This is a genomic window from Caulobacter sp. Root487D2Y (assembly GCF_001427165.1).
In the GTDB taxonomy this organism is placed as follows: domain Bacteria; phylum Pseudomonadota; class Alphaproteobacteria; order Caulobacterales; family Caulobacteraceae; genus Caulobacter.
Genome location: NZ_LMFD01000014.1, coordinates 208463 through 229459, shown reverse-complemented (window position 1 = coordinate 229459; position 20997 = coordinate 208463). Strand labels below are relative to the sequence as shown.

The 20997-nt window shown below is 70.4% G+C and carries 17 protein-coding genes and 1 tRNA gene; 9 read left to right on the top strand and 9 right to left on the bottom strand.

Annotated elements, in window-relative coordinates; all coding sequences use genetic code 11:
* Positions 1-207 precede the first annotated feature (207 nt).
* From ASD38_RS21450 to ASD38_RS21430, 5 genes are read left to right on the top strand one after another with little or no spacing between them, the layout of a single operon-like run.
* The gene (locus tag ASD38_RS21450; RefSeq protein WP_082560837.1) at positions 208-1101 is read left to right on the top strand and encodes a rhamnogalacturonan acetylesterase; all 894 of its coding nucleotides are present in this window, start codon (positions 208-210) and stop codon (positions 1099-1101) included.
* Between the two features lie 22 nt (positions 1102-1123).
* Entirely contained in the window at positions 1124-3469 is a 2346-nt protein-coding gene (locus tag ASD38_RS21445; RefSeq protein WP_082560836.1) for a glycoside hydrolase family 95 protein, read from the top strand.
* Between the two features lie 2 nt (positions 3470-3471).
* Positions 3472-4431 carry a pectinesterase family protein gene (locus ASD38_RS21440; protein ID WP_235523921.1) on the top strand — a complete coding sequence of 320 codons (960 nt, stop codon included), beginning with the start codon at positions 3472-3474 and terminating at the stop codon, positions 4429-4431.
* Entirely contained in the window at positions 4428-7550 is a 3123-nt protein-coding gene (locus tag ASD38_RS21435; protein ID WP_162252152.1) for a sugar-binding domain-containing protein, read from the top strand. The genes ASD38_RS21440 and ASD38_RS21435 overlap by 4 nt, the downstream gene beginning before the upstream one ends.
* A gap of 11 nt (positions 7551-7561) precedes the next feature.
* Positions 7562-8803: a pectate lyase family protein gene (locus tag ASD38_RS21430; RefSeq protein WP_056463271.1), complete on the top strand. Its 1242-nt coding sequence runs from the start codon at positions 7562-7564 to the stop codon at positions 8801-8803.
* Here ASD38_RS21430 and ASD38_RS21425 read toward each other — a convergent pair.
* Positions 8800-10731 (bottom strand): hybrid sensor histidine kinase/response regulator, encoded by a 1932-nt coding sequence (locus ASD38_RS21425; protein WP_200946034.1) that lies wholly within the window; start codon positions 10729-10731, stop codon positions 8800-8802. The genes ASD38_RS21430 and ASD38_RS21425 overlap by 4 nt on opposite strands.
* Before the next feature lie 311 nt (positions 10732-11042).
* Here ASD38_RS21425 and ASD38_RS21420 point away from each other — a divergent pair, with 311 nt between their 5' ends.
* Positions 11043-11855 (top strand): OmpA family protein, encoded by an 813-nt coding sequence (locus ASD38_RS21420; RefSeq protein WP_082554870.1) that lies wholly within the window; start codon positions 11043-11045, stop codon positions 11853-11855.
* Positions 11856-11924: 69 nt separating this feature from the next.
* On the opposite strand, the gene ASD38_RS21415 is transcribed toward ASD38_RS21420, so the two are convergent.
* Positions 11925-12545: a TetR/AcrR family transcriptional regulator gene (locus ASD38_RS21415; protein WP_056446086.1), complete on the bottom strand. Its 621-nt coding sequence runs from the start codon at positions 12543-12545 to the stop codon at positions 11925-11927.
* Between the two features lie 96 nt (positions 12546-12641).
* Here ASD38_RS21415 and ASD38_RS21410 point away from each other — a divergent pair, with 96 nt between their 5' ends.
* Positions 12642-13658, top strand: coding sequence for a saccharopine dehydrogenase NADP-binding domain-containing protein (locus ASD38_RS21410; protein WP_056463266.1), 1017 nt, complete (start codon positions 12642-12644; stop codon positions 13656-13658).
* 3 nt (positions 13659-13661) lie between these two features.
* Here the strand turns inward: ASD38_RS21410 and ASD38_RS21405 are convergent, their stop codons facing one another.
* The 7 genes from ASD38_RS21405 to gph all read right to left on the bottom strand — a co-directional run bounded on the left by ASD38_RS21405 (position 13662) and on the right by gph (position 18828).
* On the bottom strand, positions 13662-14273 hold the full coding sequence (locus tag ASD38_RS21405) for a hypothetical protein (RefSeq protein WP_056463264.1): 612 nt from the start codon (positions 14271-14273) through the stop codon (positions 13662-13664).
* A gap of 86 nt (positions 14274-14359) precedes the next feature.
* Entirely contained in the window at positions 14360-15202 is an 843-nt protein-coding gene (locus ASD38_RS21400; protein ID WP_156390825.1) for a hypothetical protein, read from the bottom strand.
* 5 nt (positions 15203-15207) lie between these two features.
* Positions 15208-16095 (bottom strand): hypothetical protein, encoded by an 888-nt coding sequence (locus ASD38_RS21395; RefSeq protein ID WP_156390824.1) that lies wholly within the window; start codon positions 16093-16095, stop codon positions 15208-15210.
* Positions 16088-17275, bottom strand: a complete 1188-nt coding sequence (locus ASD38_RS21390; protein ID WP_056463258.1) for a hypothetical protein — start codon at positions 17273-17275, stop codon at positions 16088-16090. Before ASD38_RS21390 ends, ASD38_RS21395 begins: the two co-directional genes overlap by 8 nt.
* A 4-nt stretch (positions 17276-17279) precedes the next feature.
* Entirely contained in the window at positions 17280-17675 is a 396-nt protein-coding gene (locus tag ASD38_RS21385) for a hypothetical protein (protein ID WP_056463255.1), read from the bottom strand.
* Between the two features lie 289 nt (positions 17676-17964).
* Positions 17965-18039: transfer RNA gene (locus ASD38_RS21380), tRNA-Val, on the bottom strand.
* Between the two features lie 45 nt (positions 18040-18084).
* Positions 18085-18828 (bottom strand): phosphoglycolate phosphatase, encoded by a 744-nt coding sequence (gph, locus tag ASD38_RS21375; protein WP_056446067.1) that lies wholly within the window; start codon positions 18826-18828, stop codon positions 18085-18087.
* A gap of 69 nt (positions 18829-18897) precedes the next feature.
* Here gph and glmU point away from each other — a divergent pair, with 69 nt between their 5' ends.
* Both glmU and rpiA read left to right on the top strand, forming a co-directional pair.
* Positions 18898-20301, top strand: a complete 1404-nt coding sequence (gene glmU / locus ASD38_RS21370) for a bifunctional UDP-N-acetylglucosamine diphosphorylase/glucosamine-1-phosphate N-acetyltransferase GlmU (protein WP_056463252.1) — start codon at positions 18898-18900, stop codon at positions 20299-20301.
* Positions 20301-20981: a ribose-5-phosphate isomerase RpiA gene (gene rpiA, locus ASD38_RS21365; protein WP_056446062.1), complete on the top strand. Its 681-nt coding sequence runs from the start codon at positions 20301-20303 to the stop codon at positions 20979-20981. Before glmU ends, rpiA begins: the two co-directional genes overlap by 1 nt.
* The last annotated feature ends 16 nt before the right edge of the window (positions 20982-20997 follow it).

The following is a 20997-nucleotide window of genomic DNA, read 5'->3' as shown; positions in this document are numbered from 1 at the left end:
GCCCGCGGTCGACCGGCGCCCGCGCCGGGCCGATCGCGGCCGACCCGTGGATCGTCGCCGCGCGGCGCGAGTCGATCGTCCACGGTTTCTAAGCCGCCTCCCGCGGTGACTTAGGCGGACAGCCGGCCTTCCCGGTTGTCCGCCGCCTTTCTTTCGGGCCGCCCGGCGCGAGGGCGGCCGAACCCGTCGTTGCCCAGAGTGATGTCCATGCGCTTTTCGTCCCTGCTTCTCGCCTCCTGCCTTGTGGTCGGCCCGTTTGTCGCCGCCTCGGGCGCCCAGGCCCAGACGCCCGTTCCCAACCCGCCGCCGCACTTCAACGCGATCAAGATCGTGCTGGTCGGCGACTCGACCACGGCGGTGCAGGGCGGCTGGGGTCCCAGTTTCTGCGCTAAGCACGTGACCTCGTTCGCCGCCTGCATCAATCTGGCCCGAGGCGGCCGCAGCAGCGGCAACTATCGGACGGAAGGGTCGTGGGCCTTGGCGCTGAACGAGATCAAGTCGGGCGGCTTCAACGACACCTATGTGCTGGTTCAGTTCGGCCACAACGACCAGCCCGGCAAGCCCGGCCGGTCGACCGACCTGGCCGTCGAATTCCCGGCCAATCTGAAGGCCTATGTCGACGAGATCCGGGCGGCCGGCGGCAAGCCGGTGCTGGTGACCCCGCTGACCCGCCGCCAGTTCAAGGACGGCAAGTTGGTCGACGACCTGGGGCCCTGGGCCGAGGCGACCCGCAAGGTCGCCGCCGAGACCGGCGCGCCGCTGGTCGACCTGCACGCCGACAGCTCCGCGGCCGTCCAGGCCATGGGCGCGGCCGAGGCCGCGCGCTTCGCGCAGACCCCGCCGCCCGCCCACGTGCTGGAGGCGGCCAGGACGGGCACGACGATCGCGGCCGGCACGCCCGCGCCCGGAGCGAGCGGCGCGCCGACCGCCGCCGCCGCGCCGAACGTCCAGAATAACGCCGCCGTCGAACCGATGGGCCAGGCCAAGCTGTCGTTCGACTACACCCACCTGGGCGAGACCGGCGCGGACTATTTCGCGACCATCGTCACCGCCGACCTGGCCAAGGCCGTTCCGGCCCTGCGCCGGTTTCTGATCCCCTAGTTTGCCTTCCGAGGACCTCGCCATGCGGCTGACCCGTAGAACCACGTTGGCCCTCGCGGCCGGCGCCGCCAGCGGCGGCTTCGCGCAAGCCCGGGGAGCGGCTCCGACCTCGCCGTTGCGCCTCTGGTACCGCCAGCCGGCCCAGGAATGGGTGGAGGCCCTGCCGGTGGGATCGGGCCGCATGGGCGCGATGGTGTTCGGCGGCGTGGCGGCCGAGCGCCTGCAGTTGAACGAAGACACCCTGTGGGCGGGCGGGCCCTACGATCCGGCCAATCCCGAGGCGTTGAAGGCCCTGCCGGAGATCCGGGCGCTGATCGACGCCGGCGACTACGCCAAGGCGACCGAGATCGCCGACGCCCGCTTCATGGCCACGCCCAAGCGCCAGATGGCCTACCAGACGATCGGCGACCTGAAGCTGACGTTCCCGGGCCTCGACGGCCAGCCGACGGACTATGTCCGCGAGCTCGACCTGGACGGCGCGATCGCCACGACCCGCTTCAAGGTCGGCGGAACGGGCTACACGCGGCAGGTCATCGGCAGCTATCCCGACCGGGTCATCGCCGTGCGGCTGAGCGCCGACAGGGGCAGGGCGATCACGGTCGACCTGGCCTTCGACAGTCCGCTGAAATCCAAGCCGGTCTCCAGCATCGAGGGCCGCGACACCCTGGTCCTGGCCGGCGCCAACGACACCCAGCAAGGCATCGCCGCCCAACTGAGGTTCGAGTGCCGCGTGCGGGTGCTCAACAAGGGCGGGACCCTGACCGCCAGGGAGGGCGTGCTGTCGGTCGCCGGGGCAGACGAGGTCGTGCTGCTGATCGCCGCCGCCACCAGCTATCGCCGCTTCGACGACGTGGGCGGTGATCCGACGGCGACCAACCGCGCGGTGCTGGCCCAGGCCTCGACCAAGCGGTGGCAAGCCCTGTTGGCGACCCACCAAGCCGATCACCGGGCCCTGTTCCGGCGGGTCAGCGTCGATTTCGGGACCACCACGGCGGCGCTGAAGCCGACCGACGAGCGCATCAAGGTCTCACAGACCACCGACGACCCGGCCCTGGCGGCGCTGTATTATCAGTACGGCCGCTACCTGCTGATCGCCTGCTCGCGTCCCGGCGGCCAGGCCGCCAACCTGCAGGGGATCTGGAACGACCAGACCTCGCCGCCCTGGGGCGGCAAGTACACGATCAACATCAACACCGAGATGAACTACTGGCCGGCCGAACCGACGGGCTTGGCCGAGTGCGTCAAGCCGCTGATCGAGATGGTCCGCGACCTGTCGGTCACCGGCGCGCGCACGGCCAAGGTGATGTACAACGCCCGCGGCTGGGTCACACACCACAACACCGACCTGTGGCGGGCCAGCGGGCCGATCGACGGCGCCAAGTTCGGGGTGTGGCCGACGGGCGGGGCCTGGCTCTGCAAGCACCTGTGGGATCACTACGACTACAACCGCGACCGCGCCTACCTGGCCGACGTCTATCCGCTGATGCGCGGCGCGGCCCTGTTCTTCCTTGACGCCCTGGTGGTCGATCCCAAGTCGGGCAAGCTGGTGACCAACCCGTCCATCTCGCCGGAGAACAGCCACGGCCACGGCTCGTCCCTGGTGGCCGGTCCGACCATGGACCAGGCGATCATCCGCGACCTGTTCACCGCCTGCATCAAGGCCGCCGCCATCCTGGGAACCGACGCCGACTTCTCCGCCGAGCTGGCGACCGCGCGCGACAAGCTGGCCCCCTACAAGATCGGCAAGGACGGCCAGCTGCAGGAGTGGCAGGAGGACTGGGACGCCGACGCCACCGACATCCATCACCGCCACGTCTCGCACCTGTACGGCGTGTTCCCCAGCGACCAGATCGCCGTCGACACCACGCCCAAACTGGCCGACGCGGCCAAGGTCTCGCTGAACACCCGGGGCGACATCTCGACCGGCTGGGCCATCGCCTGGCGGCTGAACCTGTGGTCGCGGCTGGGCGACGGCGACCGGGCCCACAAGATCCTGTCGCTGCTGCTGGGTCCCGAGCGGACCTATCCCAACATGTTCGACGCCCACCCGCCGTTCCAGATCGACGGCAATTTCGGCGGGACCTCGGGCATGACCGAGATGATCCTGCAGAGCCGCAACGACCAGATCCTGCTGTTGCCGGCCCTGCCATCGGCCTGGCCGACCGGACGCCTGACCGGCCTGAGGGCCAGGGGCGCGGTCGGTGTCGACGTGACCTGGACGCGCGGCAAGCTGGAGGCGGCGGTGTTCACCGCCGCCGCCGATGGTCGCCACCATGTGCGCTATGGCGGATCAGTGATCGATCTCGACATCAAGAAGGGCCAGCGCGTTCGCCTGACGGCGCGCGACGGCCAACTTCGGAGAGCCTGAGCGTGATCAGACTGATCGCTGTCATTTGCGGGCTCGTGGCCCTGACGGTCGGTGGGAACGCCTGGGCGACCACCCTGCGGGTCGGCAAGGGCGGGGCCTATGCCAGCGTCCAGGCCGCCGTGAACGCCCTGCCGGCCGACGGCGGGACCCTGGAGCTGGCGCCCGGCGAGTATCGCGAGAAGCTGACGATCGCCAAGCCGAACGTCCGCCTGATCGGCAAGGGCAAGCGGCCGCGGGACGTGGTGCTGGTCTGGAGCGACGGGGCGATCACCGCCGGCGGCACGTTCAAGTCGGCCTCGGTCAACGTGTCGGGCGACGGTTTTCGGGCCCGCAACCTGACCATCCAGAACGACTATCATCTGAAGGACGCCCGTCCGTCCCAGGCCGTGGCCCTGGCCATCACCGCCGATCGCGCCGTGCTGGAGAAGGTGCGCCTGCTGGGCGCCCAGGACACCCTCTACGCCGCCAGCAAGAAGACCGCGCCCAGCCGGCAGTACTTCCGCGACTGCTATGTCGAGGGCCATGTCGACTTCATCTTCGGCGACGCCAAGGCCTTTTTCGACCGCTGTCATATCCACGGCATCGCCCATGAGACCGTGATGATCACGGCCCAGAGCAAGTCCAAGCCGGAACAGGACAGCGCCTACGTGTTCGACCGCTGCCGGATCACCGCCGATCCGAAGGTGGGCGAGCTCTGGTTCGGCCGCGCCTGGCGCGCCTATGCGACCGTGATCTTCCTGCGCACCCGCGTCGACGCGGCCCTGCATCCGGAAGGCTGGCGCGAATGGACGCCGGGCAAGACGGACACCCTGGGCACGGCGACCTATGCCGAGTTCGCCTCGACGGGGCAGGGGGCCAGCCCCAAGACCCGCGAGCCGCGCAGCCATCAGCTGACCGCCGAGGACGCCAAGGTCTGGTCGCGCGACGTGTTCCTGGCCGGCGCCGACGGATGGCGTCCGTGAGCCTGGATCGTCGCGACTTCCTCGCCTTGGCCGGGGTGAGCGCCGCCCCCGGCCTGGCCCCCACGGGCGCGCGGGCGTCGGGCCTGGACCTGGCCATCGGCGAGGACGGCTGGCGCCTGTGGCTCGACACGGCCGCCGCCTGGGCCGAGGACGCCATCCACCTGCCGGGCCGGTTCGACCTGGCGACGCTGCCGGTCAATCCGCCGACCGGCGGCTGGGGCGCCCTGGCCTCGCCCGACGCGGTGACGGTGACCCTGCCGACCACGGTCGAGCAGCACTTCTGGGGCAAACTTGGCACGCGGCCCTACGGCGCCGACGAATACCGCTACGCCGAGGACGACGACGTGCCGCGCTACGGCGCCTACAAGGGCGTGTCGTGGTGGACCAAGACGATCGCCATCCCCGCGTCGGCCAAGGGCCGGCGGGTGATGCTGAACATCCGGGGCGCGCGGCTGCGGGCCGAGGTGTTCCTCAACGAACGACTGGTCGGCTATTCGATCATGTCGGAGCTGCCGATCAACTGCGACCTGACCGCCGCCATGCGTCCGGGCCAGGCCAACCGCCTGGCGATCCGGATCACCAATCCCGGCGGCCGGTTCGACTGGCGCGACAGCACCACCATGACGTGGGGCAAGGCCAAGCTGTTCGCCTCGCACGGCTTCGGCGGGCTGGATCGCGGCCTGACGCTCAGCGTTCACCCGCTGGCGGCCCGGATCGACGACGCCTGGGTGTTGAACACGCCCGATCCGCGCCGGGCGACCGGCTTCATGGAGATCGCGCTGGAGCGGCCCGTGAGCGCGAGCGGGCTCGAGCGCCTGAAGGCCAAGGCCTCGGCGACGCTGATCGACGACAAGACGGGCCGGCCGGTCGCCGCCGACATCCGGCTGGAGGCGCTGGAGCGCCTGGACGACCATCGTCTGCGCGTCCGGTTCGCGATCCGCGCCCCCGGCGCCCAGCTCTGGGACCTCGCCACCCCCGACCTCCATCGTCTGCGGCTGCGCTGGGCGGAGACGCGCGACGCCGTCGACACCCGCGAGGTGCGCTTCGGCTTCCGCTGGTTCGCGCCCGAGGGTCTGGGAACCGACGCCCTGCTGCGCCTGAACGGCCGGCGGGTGCGGCTCTATTCGGCGATCTCCTGGGGCTATTGGGGCTTCAACGGCCTGTGGCCGACGCCGGAGCTGGCGCGGCGCGAGGTGACCTCCGCCAAGACCCTGGGCCTCAACACGCTTCACTTCCACCGCAACGTCGGCAAGCCCGAGGTGTTCGCGGCCATGGACGAGATGGGCCTGCTGCGGGTGATGGAGCCCGGCGGCGGTCGCCACGCGATCGGCAAGGACCTCAAGCCGGGCGAAAGCCTGTCGCCCGCCGACGCCTTCAGCCGCGACTTCCTGGTCGAGAAGTGCAAGGCCATGGCCCGGGCCTTCCGCTCGCACCCGTCGCTGGTCCAGTACACCCTGCAGAACGAGATCGGCGCCAACCTGGCCAATCCCGACGTCCAGACCGTGCTGAAGGCGATCCACGAGCTGGATCCCAGCCGCGCGGTGATCCTCAACGACGGCTTCGTGGCGCGCGGCGCGGCCCAGGCCATGTACCTGCCCTATGACGACCGCTACTGGCGCTCGGACAAGGACGAATGGGGCGGTTGGTGGGTCAACCATCAGGGCGCCGGCGACCAGTGGTACGACAGGTTCTACCAGGGCAAGGACGACTACATCCATCGCCAGACCGGCAAGCCGTTTATCGTCGAGTTCGGCGAGATGCAGGGCTGCGCGGTCGCCGACAACCACGCGGCGATGCTGGTCGAGATCCTCGCCAAGGGCGGCAAGAGCTACGACTTGGAGGACCACAAGGCGGTGGTCGCCCCGACCAACAGCTATCTGGAACGCTGGGGGTTCAACAAGGCCTTCCCGACCAGCGAGAGCCTGTTCCTGTCGGTCGGCCGCAAGGCCTATGAGGCCTGGCGCGAGTATCTGGAGAACATCCGGATCGGCGACACGGTCGACGTCGCCGCCATCTCCGGCTGGGAGAGCACGGCCATCGAGAACCATTCGGGCATCGTCGACGTCCTGCGCGGCTTCAAGGCCGATCCGGCCCTGATGAGCCAGAGCCTGAGGCCGGTGCTGGCGATCGCCAAGCCCCGGGCCCTGGCCTATGCGGCGGGGGAGCGCGCGGAGCTCGATCTCTATCTGCTGAACGACACCGGCAGGGCCGTGTCGGGGGAGATGGCGCTGAGCCTGGTCGGACCGGATGGAAGCGTTGAAGTCCTGGGCCGCTGGCCGGTCCGGACGGGGCAGACGCCCGACGTCTTCAGCTACTTGGTGGCCGAAGGCGTGCGGACCCCGCCGCTGCGGCGCGAAGGGCTGAACGTGGTCCGCATCGCCCTGGGCGAGATCGTCTCCGACCGCGAGATCTGGGTGACCGGCCCGGCGCCGAAGCCCGCCAAGGCGGCCCGCATCGGCGTCTCGGGGATCGCCCGCAGTCTGCGTGACCAGCTGGCGGCCGTTCCGGGCGTCGTCCTCGAGGACTTCAAGCCGGGCGTCCGCTACGACGGAATCATCGCCTCGGGCCTGAAGAGCGACGAGATCGTCCGCCGACAGGTCGGCGAGCAGACGGGCCTGGAGGCCCAGCCCAAGAGGGGCGACAAGCCCGTCGTGGTCCTGGGCGACTTGCCGCCCGAGGTCCTGGCGGCGGTCAGGGCGGGCGTCCCGTTGCTGGCCATGGTGCAGGAAGATGGCCTGGCCGAGGGCGTGGCCAGGCAGCTTTCGGGCCTGGGGCTGTTCGACTATGCCGGTCAGGTCGGGGGGCTGCGCGCTCCCTGGATGGGCAACTGGAACTACGTCCGCGCCCATTCCACCTTCGCCGGCCTGCCGGTCGACAGGGGCATGAGCGTGCTGCATCAGGTCGAAGGGCAGCCGTCCAACGGGCTGGTCGTCGACGGAGCCGGGGTGGAGGTGATCGCCGCCTACAGCCGCGACCACGATCGCCGGAACGGCGCGGCCAGCTTCATCGCGCGCAGGGACGGCATGCGGGTGCTGGTCCACCGTCTGCCCGACATGGCCGGACCGCTGCAGCGGCGCTGGCTGGCCAACGCCGTCGACTGGCTGGCGCGGGGATCTTGAGGGAGGTCGAGATGACGAAGCTGATCGGGCGGCGCGCGATCCTGCTGGGCGGCGTCCTGGCGCTTCCGGCGTTCGGCGCGGTCGCGGCGACGGCGCCGAAGTCCCGCATGTTCGAGCGCCTGGGCTGGGCCGCCGGAACGCCCGGCGGCGACGGCGGGAAGGTCATCCGGGTCACCACCCTGGCCGGCGACGGCCCGGGCTCGTTCCGCCAAGCGGTGACGACCAAAGGCCCGCGCACCGTGGTCTTCGACGTGGCCGGCGTCGTCGATCTGGGCCGCAAGAGCATCAAGATCGTCGAGCCGTTCCTGACGATCGCCGGCGAGACCGCGCCGTCGCCGGGCGTGACCCTGATCAAGGGCGGCCTGGAGATCTCGACCCACGACGTCATCGTCCGCCACCTGCGGGTGCGGGCGGGCCGCGACGGGGCCCCGTCGCGCAGCGGGTGGGAGGTCGACGGCGTCACCTGCTGGAAGGCCCGCGACGTCATCGTCGACCACTGCTCGATCAGTTGGGCCACCGACGAGAACCTCTCGGCTTCGGGCCCGCGCTTCGAGGGCGGCGAGGAGCCGAAGGGCTGGCAGGAGGGGACCTCGCACCGGATCACCTTCAGCAACAACATCGTCGCCGAGGGTTTGTCCAACGCCAGCCACGTCAAGGGCGAGCACTCCAAGGGCAGCCTGATCCACGACAACGCCACCCAGGTGCTGATCGTCGGCAACCTCTACGCCCACAACCGCGAGCGCAACCAGCTGTTCAAGGGCGCGGTCGAGGCGGTGTCGGCCAACAACCTGATCTACGACCCGGGCACGCGCGCCATGCACTATGCGCTCAACGCGTCGGAATGGACGGGCCACGCCTGGCGGAGCGGGCGGCTGGCGCTGGTCGGCAACGTGGTCAAGGGCGGGGCGTCCACCGACCTGCGCCTGCCGTTCCTGATCGTCGAAGGGCAGGGGGACCTGGACCTCTACGCGCACGACAACCTGGCGAACTACGCCGACGGCCGCCCGATGCCGCCCAGCCGCGTCATACCCACCGAGCCCCTGCCGAAGATCAGGCTGCTCGACAAGCCGCCGGTATGGCCCGAGGGCTTCCAGGCGATCGACGCCTGGCGGGTCGAGACCAAGGTCCTGCTGAACGCCGGCGCGCGGCCCTGGGACCGCGACGCCGTCGACCGCCGCATCGTCCAGGACGTGCGTCACGGAACCGGCCGGGTGATCGACGACGAAAAGGACGTCGGCGGCTATCCGAGCTAGTTCGGCTTCCAGGCCAGGATCGTCAGCAGGCCGTCGATCGAATAGGGTTTGCGCACCAGCGGGAAGCCCTGGGCGCCCTGCTCGACGATGACGTGGCTGTAGCCGCTGGTCAGCACGATCTGCAGCTTGGGCCACCGATGCCGGATCAACTGGGCCAGCTCCAGCCCGCTGATGCCCGGCATGACCACGTCGGAGAACACCAGGTCGAAGGCTTCGGGATCGCTCTCCAGATGCTTGATCGCGGCCTGCCCGTCGCCGACCCAGGTGACGGTCTGGCCCAGCTCCTTGAGGAGACCGGCGGCGAACTTGCCGACGCCTTCGTTGTCCTCCACCAGCAGGACGCGGCGTCGGGGCACCGTCGACAGGTCGACCAGCGCGGCGGCCGGGGCGCCGGCGGTCAGGGCCTGACCGTTGGCGCTGGGCAGGTAGAGGGTGAAGGTCGTGCCGACGTGTTCCTGGCTCGCGACGTCGATCTCGCCCCGCGACTGCTTGGCGAAGCCGTAGACCTGGCTGAGGCCGAGGCCCGTGCCCTTGTCGACCGGCTTGGTGGTGAAGAACGGCTCGAAGATCTTCTTCAGCGTCTCGGGCGGCATCCCCGTGCCGTTGTCGGCGATGTCGACGGCGATGAAGTTTCCCCGGGCGGCGGCGTGGCCCCGGACCGCCGGCACGCCGTCGACGGTCCGCGCGGCGATCCTGATCGTGCCGCCGCGCGGCATGGCGTCCCGGGCGTTGATGACCATGTTGAGGACCGCGGTGTCGAACTGGCTGGGATCGGCCTCGACGACGTGCTCGGCCTCGGGAAAGTCCGTCTCGATGATCACCGACGAGCCGATCGTGCTGCCGATGATCCGGTGAAGACCTCTCAGGCGCGCGCAGACGTCGAAGATTTCCGGCTGCAGGGGCTGGCGGCGCGCGAAGGCCAGGAGTTGCCCGGTCAAGGTGGCGGCGCGTTCGGCGGTCTCGGCGATCGCCTCGATGTAACGCGTGCGCTTTTCCTCGGGCACGTTGGGCCGGCGCAGGAAATCCGCCGAGGCGCGGATGACGGTCAGTAGGTTGTTGAAGTCGTGCGCGACGCCGCCGGTCAGCCGTCCGATCGCTTCCATCTTCTGGGCCTGGACCAGGGCCTCGCGCGAGCGCTCCAGTTCCTCCTCGGCCTGGCGCTTTTCGGTGATGTCGCGGGTCACCTTGGCGAAACCCAGCAGCCGGCCGGTCTCGTCGCGGATCGGATCGATCAGGACGCTGGCCCAGAACCGCTCGCCGTTCTTGCGCATGCGCTGGGCCTCGCCGGAGAACTTGCCCTCGCGCAGCGCCGTGGCCAGGGCCGCGGCCGGCGCGCCGGCCTCGCGGTCCTCCGGCGTGTAGAACAGCGAAAAGTGGCGGCCGATGATCTCGTTGGCGCTGTAGCCCTTGATCGCCTGCGCCCCCACGTTCCAGTTGGTGACGTTGCCGTCCGGGTCGAGCATGTAGATCGCATAGTCCCGGACGCCCTGGACCAGGAGCCGGAAGCGCTGCTCGCTTTCGTACAAGGCCTGGTCGGCGATCCGCCGGTCGGAGACGTCGCGGGTGATCTTGGCGTAGCCGACCAGCTCGCCCCCGTCGATCACCGGGTCGATCACCACGTGGGTCCAGAAGCGCGTGCCGTCCTTGCGCACCCTCCAGCCCTCGCACTCGAACCGGCCCTCCTCGGCGGCGGTCCGCAGCGCGCGCTCGGGCAGGCCGGCCTGGCGGTCCTCCTCGGTATAGAAGGTCGAGAAGTGCCGGCCGATGATCTCGTCGGCCGCGTAGCCCTTGAACAGCTGGGCGCCGGTGTTCCACGTCGCCACGCGCCCGTCGGCGTCCAGCAGGTAGATGGCGTAGTCCTTGACCGCCTCGATGAGCAACCGGAAGCGCTCGGCCTGGGCAAGGTCCGTCAAACGACGAGTGGGCATTAAGTCCGACATGTCCTGGAGCGCTGCGCTGAGGGTGGAACCCCGAGTTGTTCGATGAGGTTCCGCGAGGCGGCGATATCGCCGGGCGGCCACCATCGCGCGCCTGTCGAACGGGCGCAACAACGGCCGCCCATACGTCAAAATCGACAGACGGACCCACGGCGGTCTCGGTGGATGGCCTGTCCTGGGCTCAGGTGTCTACCGGATGTCGCGCGAACTAGGCCGGGCGTACCACCATCGCGACCCTGCGTTTTTTGCGAGGGCGCCGCCGCATCGCGGGCCCGGCGCGCGGGTGATGGAGAACGCGCGACATGGATATCCGCAAAGCGGTGGCAGCTATGCTCGGGGCGGTCCTGATGGCCGTCCCCGGCCTCGGATTTGCCCAGGAAGCCCAGGTCTACAAGGGCATGATCGTTTCGCATGCCGACAACAGTCTCGTCGTCAAGATGGGCGCGGAGCAGCAGACTCTCACCCTGACGCCGGACACCAAGATCACGGTCACCGCCGGCGCGGGGGTCCTGCAGCGCGAAAGCGGTTCGACCGAGGATCTTATCCGCGGCCTGGCCATCGAGTTCAGGGGCCTGCCGTCCACCGATGGCCTGGTCGCCCAATCCATCACCTTCAAGAAGTCCGACCTGAAGACCGCCCGTCAAATCCAGGCCGGCCTGTCCGAGACGGAGGCGGGCGTCGCCTCCAACAAGCAGGCCATCGCCGAACAGGAAGAACGGCTGAACAATGTCGGCAACCTGGTGGCGGCGGGCCGCGCCAAGGTGTTCTTCGCGGTGGGCAGCGCCACGATCTCCAGTCAGGGCCATCAGGACCTGATGGACATCGCCGCCAAGGCCAAGGCGATCAAGGGCGGCTTCCGCCTGGCCGTGGTCGGCCGGGCCGATCCAACCGGCGACGCGGCCGCCAACAAGCGCCTGAGCGCGCGCCGCGCGCTCGCGGTGAAGAACTATCTGATCGAGAACTGCGGCGTGATGCCGGGCTATATCGTCCCGGCGACCGCCCTGGGCGAATCCACGGTCGCCCAGGATCCCGATCCGCCCCAGAACGCGGCCGAGGCCCGTCGCGTCACCGTGACGATCATGGTCAGCAAGGCCAACACCTCGGTTTCGCACTGACCCGATGACCGCGATCCGAGCCGTCGCCGGCTTCAGACCCTGGGCCTGGACGGTGACGGCGAGGACGCGTCAGTCCGTTTCGGAGCGTTTGGACGCCTCGACCAGACCCTGAGCCGCCCCCCGCAGCAGTCCCTTGGCTTCGGATTGGGACAGGATCGGCCCGCTGACGAAGGCCCCGTTGATCAGGACCGCCAGCTGCCCGGCCAGTTCCTCGGACCGGGCGACGCCCATCCTCTGGGCGATGCCGAGCAGCCGACGCCTCAGTTCCAGCTTGTGGGCGGTGGCGACCCGCCGGGCCGGATGCTCGGCCTGGGGAAACTCGGCGGCGACGTTCAGTTGCGGGCAGCCCCGATAGTTGGGCCGCCCGACCCGTTCGCCGATCCAGTCCATATGAGCTTGAAGTTCGCCCGACGGATCGTCGCGATGCTTGTCGGCGACTTCGTCCCAGGTGCGCCAGAAGTCCGCGTCCTCGCGCGTCAGGAAAGCCGCGACCAGGTCGTCCTTGGTCCGGAAGTGACGATAGAGGCTGGTCTTGGCGACACCGGCCGCCGCGACCACCAGGTCCACGCCGACCGCGCGGACGCCCTCCCGGTAGAACAGGCCCGAGGCCGTATCGAGAATGCGCTCGCGCACCGCGTCGCCGGCGCCGGGCTTCTCAGGGGACGTCGAGCGTCCGGACTCATGCTGCATCACACACCTCCAGCCGCTCTTAGCACGGAGGCGGTTGACACGCTACAGACCTGTTTGTAGCTATGCGAACAGACAGGTCTGTAGCGAGGTTGCGCCATGACGAATTTCGAGAATTCCACGCGACGCGTGGCCGTGTTCGGGGCCTCGGGCCACACCGGGCGGTTCGTGGTCGAAGAGCTTCTGCGCCGGGGCCTGGCGCCCGTGGCGGTGGGGCGGCGGGCCGAGGCGCTGGAGGCCGCTTTCTCCGACGGCGGCGTCGCGATCCGCACGGCGAGCGTCGAAGACCCCGAGACCCTCGACCGGGCGTTCGAGGGCGCGGCCGCGGTGATCAACTGCGCGGGGCCGTTCCTCGACACCGCCGAGGCGGTGGCGGCCGCGGCGCTGCGGGCGGGCGCCCACTATGTCGACGTCTCGGCCGAGCAGCCCAGCGCCCAGGCGGTGTTCGACCGGTTCGACGGGCCAGCCCGCGCGGCCGGCCTGGTCGTCCTGCCGGCGATGGGCTTCTACGGCGGGCTCGCCGACCTTCTGGTGACGGCGGCCATGGGCGGCTGGGCGGAGGCCGACGACATCCAGATCGGCATCGGCATCGATCGCTGGTGGCCGACGAAGGGCACGCGCGTCACCGGAGCCCGCAACACCGCGCCGCGCCAGGTGATCGCCGGGGGACGACTGGCGCCGCTGCCCAATCCGGCGCCGCGAACGACCTGGATCTTCCCCGAACCGCTAGGCTCGCAGGCGATGGTCGAGGTGCCGTTCTCCGAGGTCGTCGTCATCGCCCGGCACCTGAAGACCGCGCGGCTGGACACCTTCCTCAGCGAGACGGCGCTGGCCGACGTCCGGGACACGGCGACCCCGCCGCCGACCGCCGTCGACGAGCGCGGGCTGTCGGCCCAGAGGTTCGTCGTCGAGGCGATCGTGCGGCGCGGCGACCAGACGCGGCGCGCGACCGCGTCCGGCCGCGACATCTACGGGTTCACCGCGCCGCTGGTCTGCGAGGCCGTCGAGCGCCTGCTGGCGGGCGGCGGCGCGAGCGGGGCGCTCGCGCCGGGCGAAGCCTTCGACGCCGCCGATTTCCTCGGGGCGCTGCCTTTCGACGGTCTCGCGACCGCCTGAGGATCACTGGGCGACGGGATCAGAGGGGCGACAGGGGCAGGGCTCCGGCGGGCCGGTGTAGGGCAGCGAGGAGTGGTGCAGGATGATGCGCACCACGCCGTTGTCGTCCTTCTTGAAGGTCCAGGTCTTGTCGACCGTGGTGGGCTTTTTGTCCCTGTCCCAGAACGTGACCTTGCCCATGGTGTTGGCCACGGCGCCGTTGATCTGCAGGCCGACGTCGTCGACCACCACCATGCGCCAGTGCTTGAGCGCGAAGCCGGTGTCGGGATAGTTGGAGTCATGGCCGATGAAATAGGCCAGGGCGCCCTCCTTGGTCAGGCGGAAGGTCTGGGGCTCTTGGGTCAAGGTCGGTTTGAACAGCACCGGTCCGAGATTGTAGCCGTAGAGCCGGTTGATCATCGAGATGGCGAGCGGCCTGGCCCTGTCGATGTCGCCCTCGTCATAGGCCTCGGAGATCTTCACGAGCTCGTCGCCCCAGGCCTTCTCGGCGGCTTTGACCTCTTCCCTGGTGATCTGCTGGCCGCTGGGCGGATCGGCGGCGTAGGCCGCTGTTCCCAGGACGGTGGTCAAGGCGAAGACGGAAACGGCAAAAGCGCGGCGAGTCGAAGGGATCATCTTGTCTTACCTTTGTTGTGGCGCGGCGGTCCGGTTCGGGCCGCTCGCGGTGTCGGGAACGCGGACTCTGAACTGCACCTCGTCTCTCAGGCGCTCGCCTTGGGAGCGTCCTTGAAGAATTCCAGGACCTGGGTCTGGTAGCCGCAGCTCTCCAGCGCCTGGGCCCCGCCGCCGAGGAAGCCCTTGAGGTCGGCGGCGGTCATCCGCTCGGCCCGGGCGTCCAGCTTGCCGGCCAGGCGCTGGCCGCCGATGCGGGTCACCGCGGCGTCGATGTCGGTCGACGAGGCGCCCGGCAGGGCGGCGGCGACCTGATCGCGCACCGCGCCGTTCAGCGCCGCCCGGGCCTGGTCCTCGAGCACTTGGCGATAGGCCTCGCGGATCCGGCCGCGCGCCTGGGCGTAGGAAAGGTCGAGATAGTTCTGCGACACCATCCACACCGCGAACTGCCGCGCGTCGTGGGGCTGGGTCGAGCCGTCCAGGCAGGCGATCAGCTTGCGCAGCGGCTCGGTCTCCTCGACGACCGTGCCGTCGCTGGGCGGCGAGAAGGACAGCGCGGTGGTCGGCGTGGGCTGCAGGGCGAACTGATCCAGGCAATAGGTCTCCAGGGCGACGCTGGCCTCGGACTGCCCCTTGGCGAGGCGGACGGTGACCGTGCGGGCCACGGCCAGGCGCTGGTCGCCGGCGGCGGCGCTGTAAATCGGCGCGCCGGCCGGAACGACCACCGTCAGGGCTCCGTCGGCGCCCGCTCGCGTGATCGTCAGGGTGGAATGGGCGGCGTCGGCGGCGGCGAACGACACCGTCACCTGGCCGCGCGCGATGGCCCGGTCCACGGGCAGGGGGGTGTTGGCGGCGCTACGAAACCAGACGACGGCGCCGACCACCGCCAGGACCAGCAGAATCCAGCCCACCGGGCTCTTGCGCGCCGCCATGCCGGTCATCCCTTCCTGGCCGCCGGCCAAGGGGCGGGGTCGAGCGCGTAGATCAGGCCCCGCGTGCGATCCAGGACATAGACCCGGTCGCCGCGCGCCCGCAGTTCGCCGCCGCTGTCGTTGACGACGGTCGCCGCCGCCCCGCCGCCGATCGCGAAGACCTGGTTCGCCGTCGAGACCAGCACCTGGCCGCCGGCGGTCGCCGCCACCGAGACGATCGGGCCCAGCCCCGCCCCGGGCGGGATCCGGAACACCGTCACCGCCCCGCGGCCGTCCAGCCGAACGACGCGATCGGCGCCGGCCACATAGACCGCCTGGGCGGTGTCCGTGACGCCGAGGATGGGGGTCGGCGAGGCCAGCAGGACCTCGAAATTGCCGGTGTCCCAGAAGCGGTACAGCCGCTGCTCGCCGCCCCCGCCGCCGAACAGATAGACCGCGCCGGGATGGATCGACCGGGCCAGGCGGGCGTCGTCATAGGGTAGGGGCACGGCGGGCTGGGCCTCGCCCGCCTCGGTCAGCCGCCCGAAATAGCCGCCGGCGACGGTCAGCAGGTTGTCCTGGGTGTCCAGGGCGAAACTGTCGGCCGTCGGTCCCTTGGCGGGCAGGGCGTCGACTCCGCCGTCCGGCCGCAGGGCGACCAGGCCGTGCTCGACCCGCAGGATCAGGGTTCCCGAGGCGGTGGCGTCGAAGTCGCGGCCCAGGCGGCCCAGGCGCTCGACCGCCAGCGGGCCGGCATAGTGGCGCACCGAGACGATCCTGGCCGCCGCCACGCTCATGGCCTTGCGCTCGGCCGCGGCGGTGAACACGACCTGGGCCGCGAACACCGCCGCCGCCGCCAGAACGACGACGCCGATCACGGTCCACGGTCCGCGGGCGTTCCTGGACCTAGTCATTGAGGGTCTTGCCCTTCTGACCGTCCCACGAATTGCCCTGGCCCGGCGGCCAGTCGCAGCCGGCCTTGACCCCGGCCCCGGCGCAGCCCCAGTCGTGCTTCCACCGCGACTCGGAGGGGGACGGCGGTTCGGGCGGCGGGGGCGGCGGCGTGGCCTCGGGTTCGGCTTGGCGCGCGGGTTCGCGGGACGGCGGGGTCCAGCGATCCTCGGCCTGGATCACTCGCCGCACGGGGTCGCGGGCCACGGCCTGCTCCAGATAGCGGGGATCGACATAGAGATTGACCGCCAGGGGCGCGGCCGGGACGGGCGGCGGCAGGGCGTGGGCCGGAACCGGGATGGCCTGGGCGACGATCGGGGCCGCGGCGACCGGCGCCAGGACGGCGCGGGCGGCCTGCAGGCGTTCGGCGTCATTGCGCACCACCGGTCGCGGCGGAGCGGCGTTCAAGGCCTTCTTGTAGAGGGTCTCGCGGACCGTCGCTTCGGCCGTGTCGAGCGCCGCGTCCAGTCCCTGCTCGACGGCGGAGTCGACGGCGTCGCGCTTGAGCTTTTCGGCCGCCGCCTTGCGGGTCGCCATCTTGCTCCAGCCCAGGAACCGCAGCGCGCCCCCGCGTGGCGCCGGACCGCCGGGCGTCGCGCGGACCAGACGGTCGACCGGCAGGACCCGCTTGAGCAGCCTGTCCAGCCCCAGGCGGTCGAGCACATGACCCACGGCCAGGCTCAGCACCAGACCCAGGCCCGGGCGGCCGAAGGCGTATTCGGGATTGCGGCCGACCGCGTAGGCGACGTAGCCCAGGCCCTCCTTGCCCGAGCCCATGTCGGCGCGCAGGGCGTCGAGGGTCTGGATGGCCTGGATGGCCTCGGGATCGGTTCGCAGGTCGCGGCCCTCGGCCTTCAGGTCCTTCAATCGCTGACCGGCCTCGCCGACCACCACCAACTGGGCGCCCAGGGTGCGGTCTTCCGCCTCGACCCCGGCCTCGCCGACATCGACCATGAAGTCCCAGGTCTTGTAGACGACGACCGGCCCCGGCCCCCACCGCGCCGCGGCCCCGATCAGGGCGGCGGATTCGGCGATGCTCTTGCCCAGGGCGAAGGCCGGCGAGTCATCGCGGGTCTGGCCCGCGGTCGGGGCGAACGCCAGGGTCAGGATCAGACCGACCGAAAGAAGGCGTGTCGCGCGCAAGGCCTCAGTCTCCGTCACGGCGGATGGCCCGGGCCTTTTCGACGGCGGGCAGGGCGGCGATCAGGTCGTGGCGGCTCAGGTACTCGTCGATGATCGCTTCGGCGGCGGTCTCGTCGAGCGGCTGTTCGGCGACCGTCTCGCCGCTGACGCCGGGGACGCTCTCGCCAGAGCCAATGTTGCCCGACGTCGTGGGCGTTCCGGTCGGCGCGCCCAGCCCTGGGGCCGTTCCCGCGGGCTGCTGCGACAGCGGGCCATTGAGGTCGCCGGTGGAGCGCGGCGGCAAGCCGGGATTGAATCCGCCGACGGGCGGGCGAACGGGAACAGGACGGGCGATCTGAGCTTCGGCGACGGCAAAGGACAGCAGGCCGGCCGCGGCCGCCGCGACGACGAGGCTCGGCATTCCAGGCGTCATGCTCAGTCCCCCCAAGCGTGACCCTTAAAGAGCGCCCGAATCCGCTGTCGCGCAAGATGCGGACGAGTAAGTCTGTGGGTGCGCCTTATGGTTGATTTGATCCCATCGCTCGAACGGCTTGTCGCTTCAGCGCCGGACCGTGGCCGGGACGGCGGCGAGCATGGCCTCGCGCCCGGTCGCGGCGATCGCCCCACCCGGCGGCGATTCCACAGGCGTCGCGCCGACGGCGCACGCCGCCCGCCGTTCAAAACAAGTTTCAAGGTCGTCGGAGAAGAAATGGTGGATGCTACAGGGATTGAACCTGTGACCCCCTCGGTGTGAACGAGGTGCTCTCCCGCTGAGCTAAGCATCCGCCGTGTCGGTGAGATCCGAAGACCTCGCCGCGAGAGGGACGGGCCTATAGCCCGGTCGTTCCGGGACCGCAAGAGGTCAAAAGCGCGATGCAGGCGGAAGGGACGTCGGAGAAGGCGTCTATCAACAGATCTCCGCCCAGGGTCTCGACCGGAGCCTCGGTGTAGCCGAACGTGACGAGCAGGGTCGGCACCTTGGCGGCCTTGGCGGCCAGGGCGTCGTTGATGCTGTCGCCGACCATCACGGCGCGGGCCGGATCGCCGCCGGCCGCCGCGATCGTCGCCAGCACGTGGCGGGGGTCGGGCTTGGCGGCGGGGGCGCTGTCGGCGCCGACCACGGCGTCGAAGTGCCGGGTCAGGTCCAGGGCGTCGAGCAGGGCGACCGACAGGTGGGTCAGCTTGTTGGTGCAGACCGCCAGCTTGGCGCCGGCCGCGCGCAGGGCGATCAGGGTGTCGACCACGTCGGGGAAGGGCGCGCTCTCGTGGGCGATGCGGCCCAGATAAAGGGCGATGAAGCGCTCGACCAGGAGCGGGGCCTGGTCGGCGTCCAGCGGCGCGCCGGCGGCGGCGAAGCCGCGCTCCAGCAGGGCCTTGGCGCCGCGCCCGACCATCTTGCGCACGTCGTCGAACGGCAGGGGCGGCAGGCCTTCCTCGGCCAGGATGATGTTCAGCGAGGCCACCAGGTCCGGAGCGGTGTCGACCAGGGTGCCGTCGAGATCGAAGGCGATCGTGGCGCCGTTCAGGATTTCGTTCGGGATGGGGGCCGCGAGAATGTCGTTCTGGGCATGCATGACTCTGGCCTTTCGGCTAAACGCGCGGCTAATGCAACTTTGGTCCGTGCTTCGGGAGTCGCTTCGCCCATGTCCAACGCCGCTTCGTCGCCCCTGCCGGGTTCTGGGTCTGGTCCGGCGCGTCCCCGCGCGGCCGTCATCCTGGCCGCCGGCCAGGGCACGCGGATGAAGTCGCCGACGCCCAAGGTGCTGCACAGGATCGGCGGCCGGACCCTGCTGGATCACGCGATCGACACCGCCCAGTCCCTGAACTGCGAGCGCATCGTCGTCGTGGTCGGCGCCCACAGCCCGCGGGTCGGTGACCATGCCCGCAAGCGCCTGGGCGAGGGGGCGACCGTGCTGCAGGATCCGCCCCAGGGCACCGGCCACGCCGTGCTGGCCGCCCGCGAGGCTCTGGCCGATTTCGACGGCGACGTGGTGGTGACCTTCGCCGACTGCCCGCTGTTGAGCGCCCCGGTGATCGAGCCGCTGTTCGACCTGCGGGCCAAGGGCGCGGACGTGGCGGTGCTGGGCTTCGAGGCCGCCAACCCCGGCGCCTACGGCCGGCTGATCCTGGCCCCCGGCCATGTGCTGCTGCGGATCGTCGAGGCCAAGGACGCCGACGACACCGTCAAGCAGGTCAAGCACTGCAATTCCGGCGTCCTGGCCGCCGACCGCGCTCTGCTGTTCGACCTGCTGGCCAATGTCGGCAACGACAACGCCAACAAGGAATACTACCTGACCGACGTGGTCGGCCTGGCCCATGACCGGGCGCTGTCGACGCGCGCCGCCTTCGCTCCCGAGGCGGCGGTGCAGGGCGTCAATTCCCAGGGCGAACTGGCCGCCGCCGAGGCGGTGTGGCAGGCGGCCCGCCGTTCCGCCTTGCTGGTCGAGGGCGTGACCATGCCGGCCCCGGACACCGTGCACCTGAGCTGGGACACCAAGCTGGCGCCCGGCGTCACGGTCGAGCAGTTCGTGGTGTTCGGACCCGGCGTCAGCGTCGCGTCCGGCGCGGTGATCAAGGCGTTCAGCCACCTGGAAGGCGCGACCGTCGGCGAAGGCGCCCTGATCGGTCCCTACGCCCGCCTGCGGCCCGGCGCGGACATCGGTCCGGACGCCCACATCGGCAACTTCGTCGAGGTCAAGAAGGTCAAGGTCGGGGCCGGGGCCAAGGCCAACCACCTGTCGTATCTGGGCGACGGCTCGATTGGCCCAAAAGCCAATATCGGAGCCGGCACGATCTTCTGTAACTACGACGGCTTCGACAAGTTCGAGACCCATGTGGGCGCGAACGCCTTCATCGGCTCCAACACCGCCCTGGTGGCCCCGGTGCGGGTCGGGGAGGGGGCGATGACGGGCTCCGGCTCGGTGATCACCAAGGACGTCGAGGACGGCGCCCTGGCCCTGAGCCGCGCGCCGCAAGGCGACAAGTCGGGCTGGGCGACCAAGTTCCGGACCATGAAGGCGGCCCAGAAAGCCAGGAAGGACAAGTGATGAGCGCCGACGATCAGAAGCGGATTGCGGGTGAAGCGGCGGCGCAGCTGGTCGAGGCCGGCATGGTGGTGGGCCTGGGCACCGGCTCGACGGCGGCCTGGTTCGTCAAGGCCCTGGCCGCGCGCAAGCTGGACATCCGCGGCGTGCCGACCTCCGAGGCCACCGCCAACCTGGCCCGCGAGCTGGGCATCCCGCTGGCGGCGCTGGACGACGTCAAGTCCATCGACCTGACCGTCGACGGCGCCGACGAGGTCGGCCCGGGCCTGGACCTGATCAAGGGCGGCGGCGCGGCCCTGCTGCGCGAGAAGCTGGTCTGGGAGGCCTCCAAGCGCTGCGTGGTGATCGCCGACGCCGCCAAGAAGGTCGACGCCCTGGGCAGGTTCCCGCTGCCGATCGAGGTGGTGCGCTTCGGCCACGTCCACACCGGCCACCGGCTGGCCGACATCGCCGCCGAGTTCGACCTGTTGCCGCCGCGCCTGCGCATGGCCGACCGGGGAATCGTGATCACCGACGGCGGCAACGTGATCTACGATCTGCCGTCCAGCGTGATCGCCGAACCGGCCGCCTTGGCCGCGGCCCTGAAGGCCGTGACCGGCGTGGTCGACCACGGCCTGTTCCTCGACCTGGCCGACGAGGCTCTGCTGGGGACCGATCAAGGGGTGGTCAAGCTGGTCCCCTAGACCCATATCCGCCGTC

What these genes read in the sequence shown, in the direction of transcription:
- ASD38_RS21450 (WP_082560837.1), top strand. Translation starts at nt 208, where the DNA reads ATGCGCTTTTCGTCCCTGCTTCTCGCCTCCTGCCTTGTGGTCGGCCCG.
- ASD38_RS21445 (WP_082560836.1), top strand. Translation starts at nt 1,124, where the DNA reads ATGCGGCTGACCCGTAGAACCACGTTGGCCCTCGCGGCCGGCGCCGCC.
- ASD38_RS21430 (WP_056463271.1), top strand. Translation starts at nt 7,562, where the DNA reads ATGACGAAGCTGATCGGGCGGCGCGCGATCCTGCTGGGCGGCGTCCTG.
- ASD38_RS21425 (WP_200946034.1), bottom strand. Translation starts at nt 10,731, where the DNA reads ATGCCCACTCGTCGTTTGACGGACCTTGCCCAGGCCGAGCGCTTCCGG.
- ASD38_RS21420 (WP_082554870.1), top strand. Translation starts at nt 11,043, where the DNA reads ATGGATATCCGCAAAGCGGTGGCAGCTATGCTCGGGGCGGTCCTGATG.
- ASD38_RS21415 (WP_056446086.1), bottom strand. Translation starts at nt 12,545, where the DNA reads ATGCAGCATGAGTCCGGACGCTCGACGTCCCCTGAGAAGCCCGGCGCC.
- ASD38_RS21410 (WP_056463266.1), top strand. Translation starts at nt 12,642, where the DNA reads ATGACGAATTTCGAGAATTCCACGCGACGCGTGGCCGTGTTCGGGGCC.
- ASD38_RS21405 (WP_056463264.1), bottom strand. Translation starts at nt 14,273, where the DNA reads ATGATCCCTTCGACTCGCCGCGCTTTTGCCGTTTCCGTCTTCGCCTTG.
- ASD38_RS21400 (WP_156390825.1), bottom strand. Translation starts at nt 15,202, where the DNA reads ATGGCGGCGCGCAAGAGCCCGGTGGGCTGGATTCTGCTGGTCCTGGCG.
- ASD38_RS21395 (WP_156390824.1), bottom strand. Translation starts at nt 16,095, where the DNA reads ATGACTAGGTCCAGGAACGCCCGCGGACCGTGGACCGTGATCGGCGTC.
- ASD38_RS21385 (WP_056463255.1), bottom strand. Translation starts at nt 17,675, where the DNA reads ATGCCGAGCCTCGTCGTCGCGGCGGCCGCGGCCGGCCTGCTGTCCTTT.
- gph (WP_056446067.1), bottom strand. Translation starts at nt 18,828, where the DNA reads ATGCATGCCCAGAACGACATTCTCGCGGCCCCCATCCCGAACGAAATC.
- glmU (WP_056463252.1), top strand. Translation starts at nt 18,898, where the DNA reads ATGTCCAACGCCGCTTCGTCGCCCCTGCCGGGTTCTGGGTCTGGTCCG.
- rpiA (WP_056446062.1), top strand. Translation starts at nt 20,301, where the DNA reads ATGAGCGCCGACGATCAGAAGCGGATTGCGGGTGAAGCGGCGGCGCAG.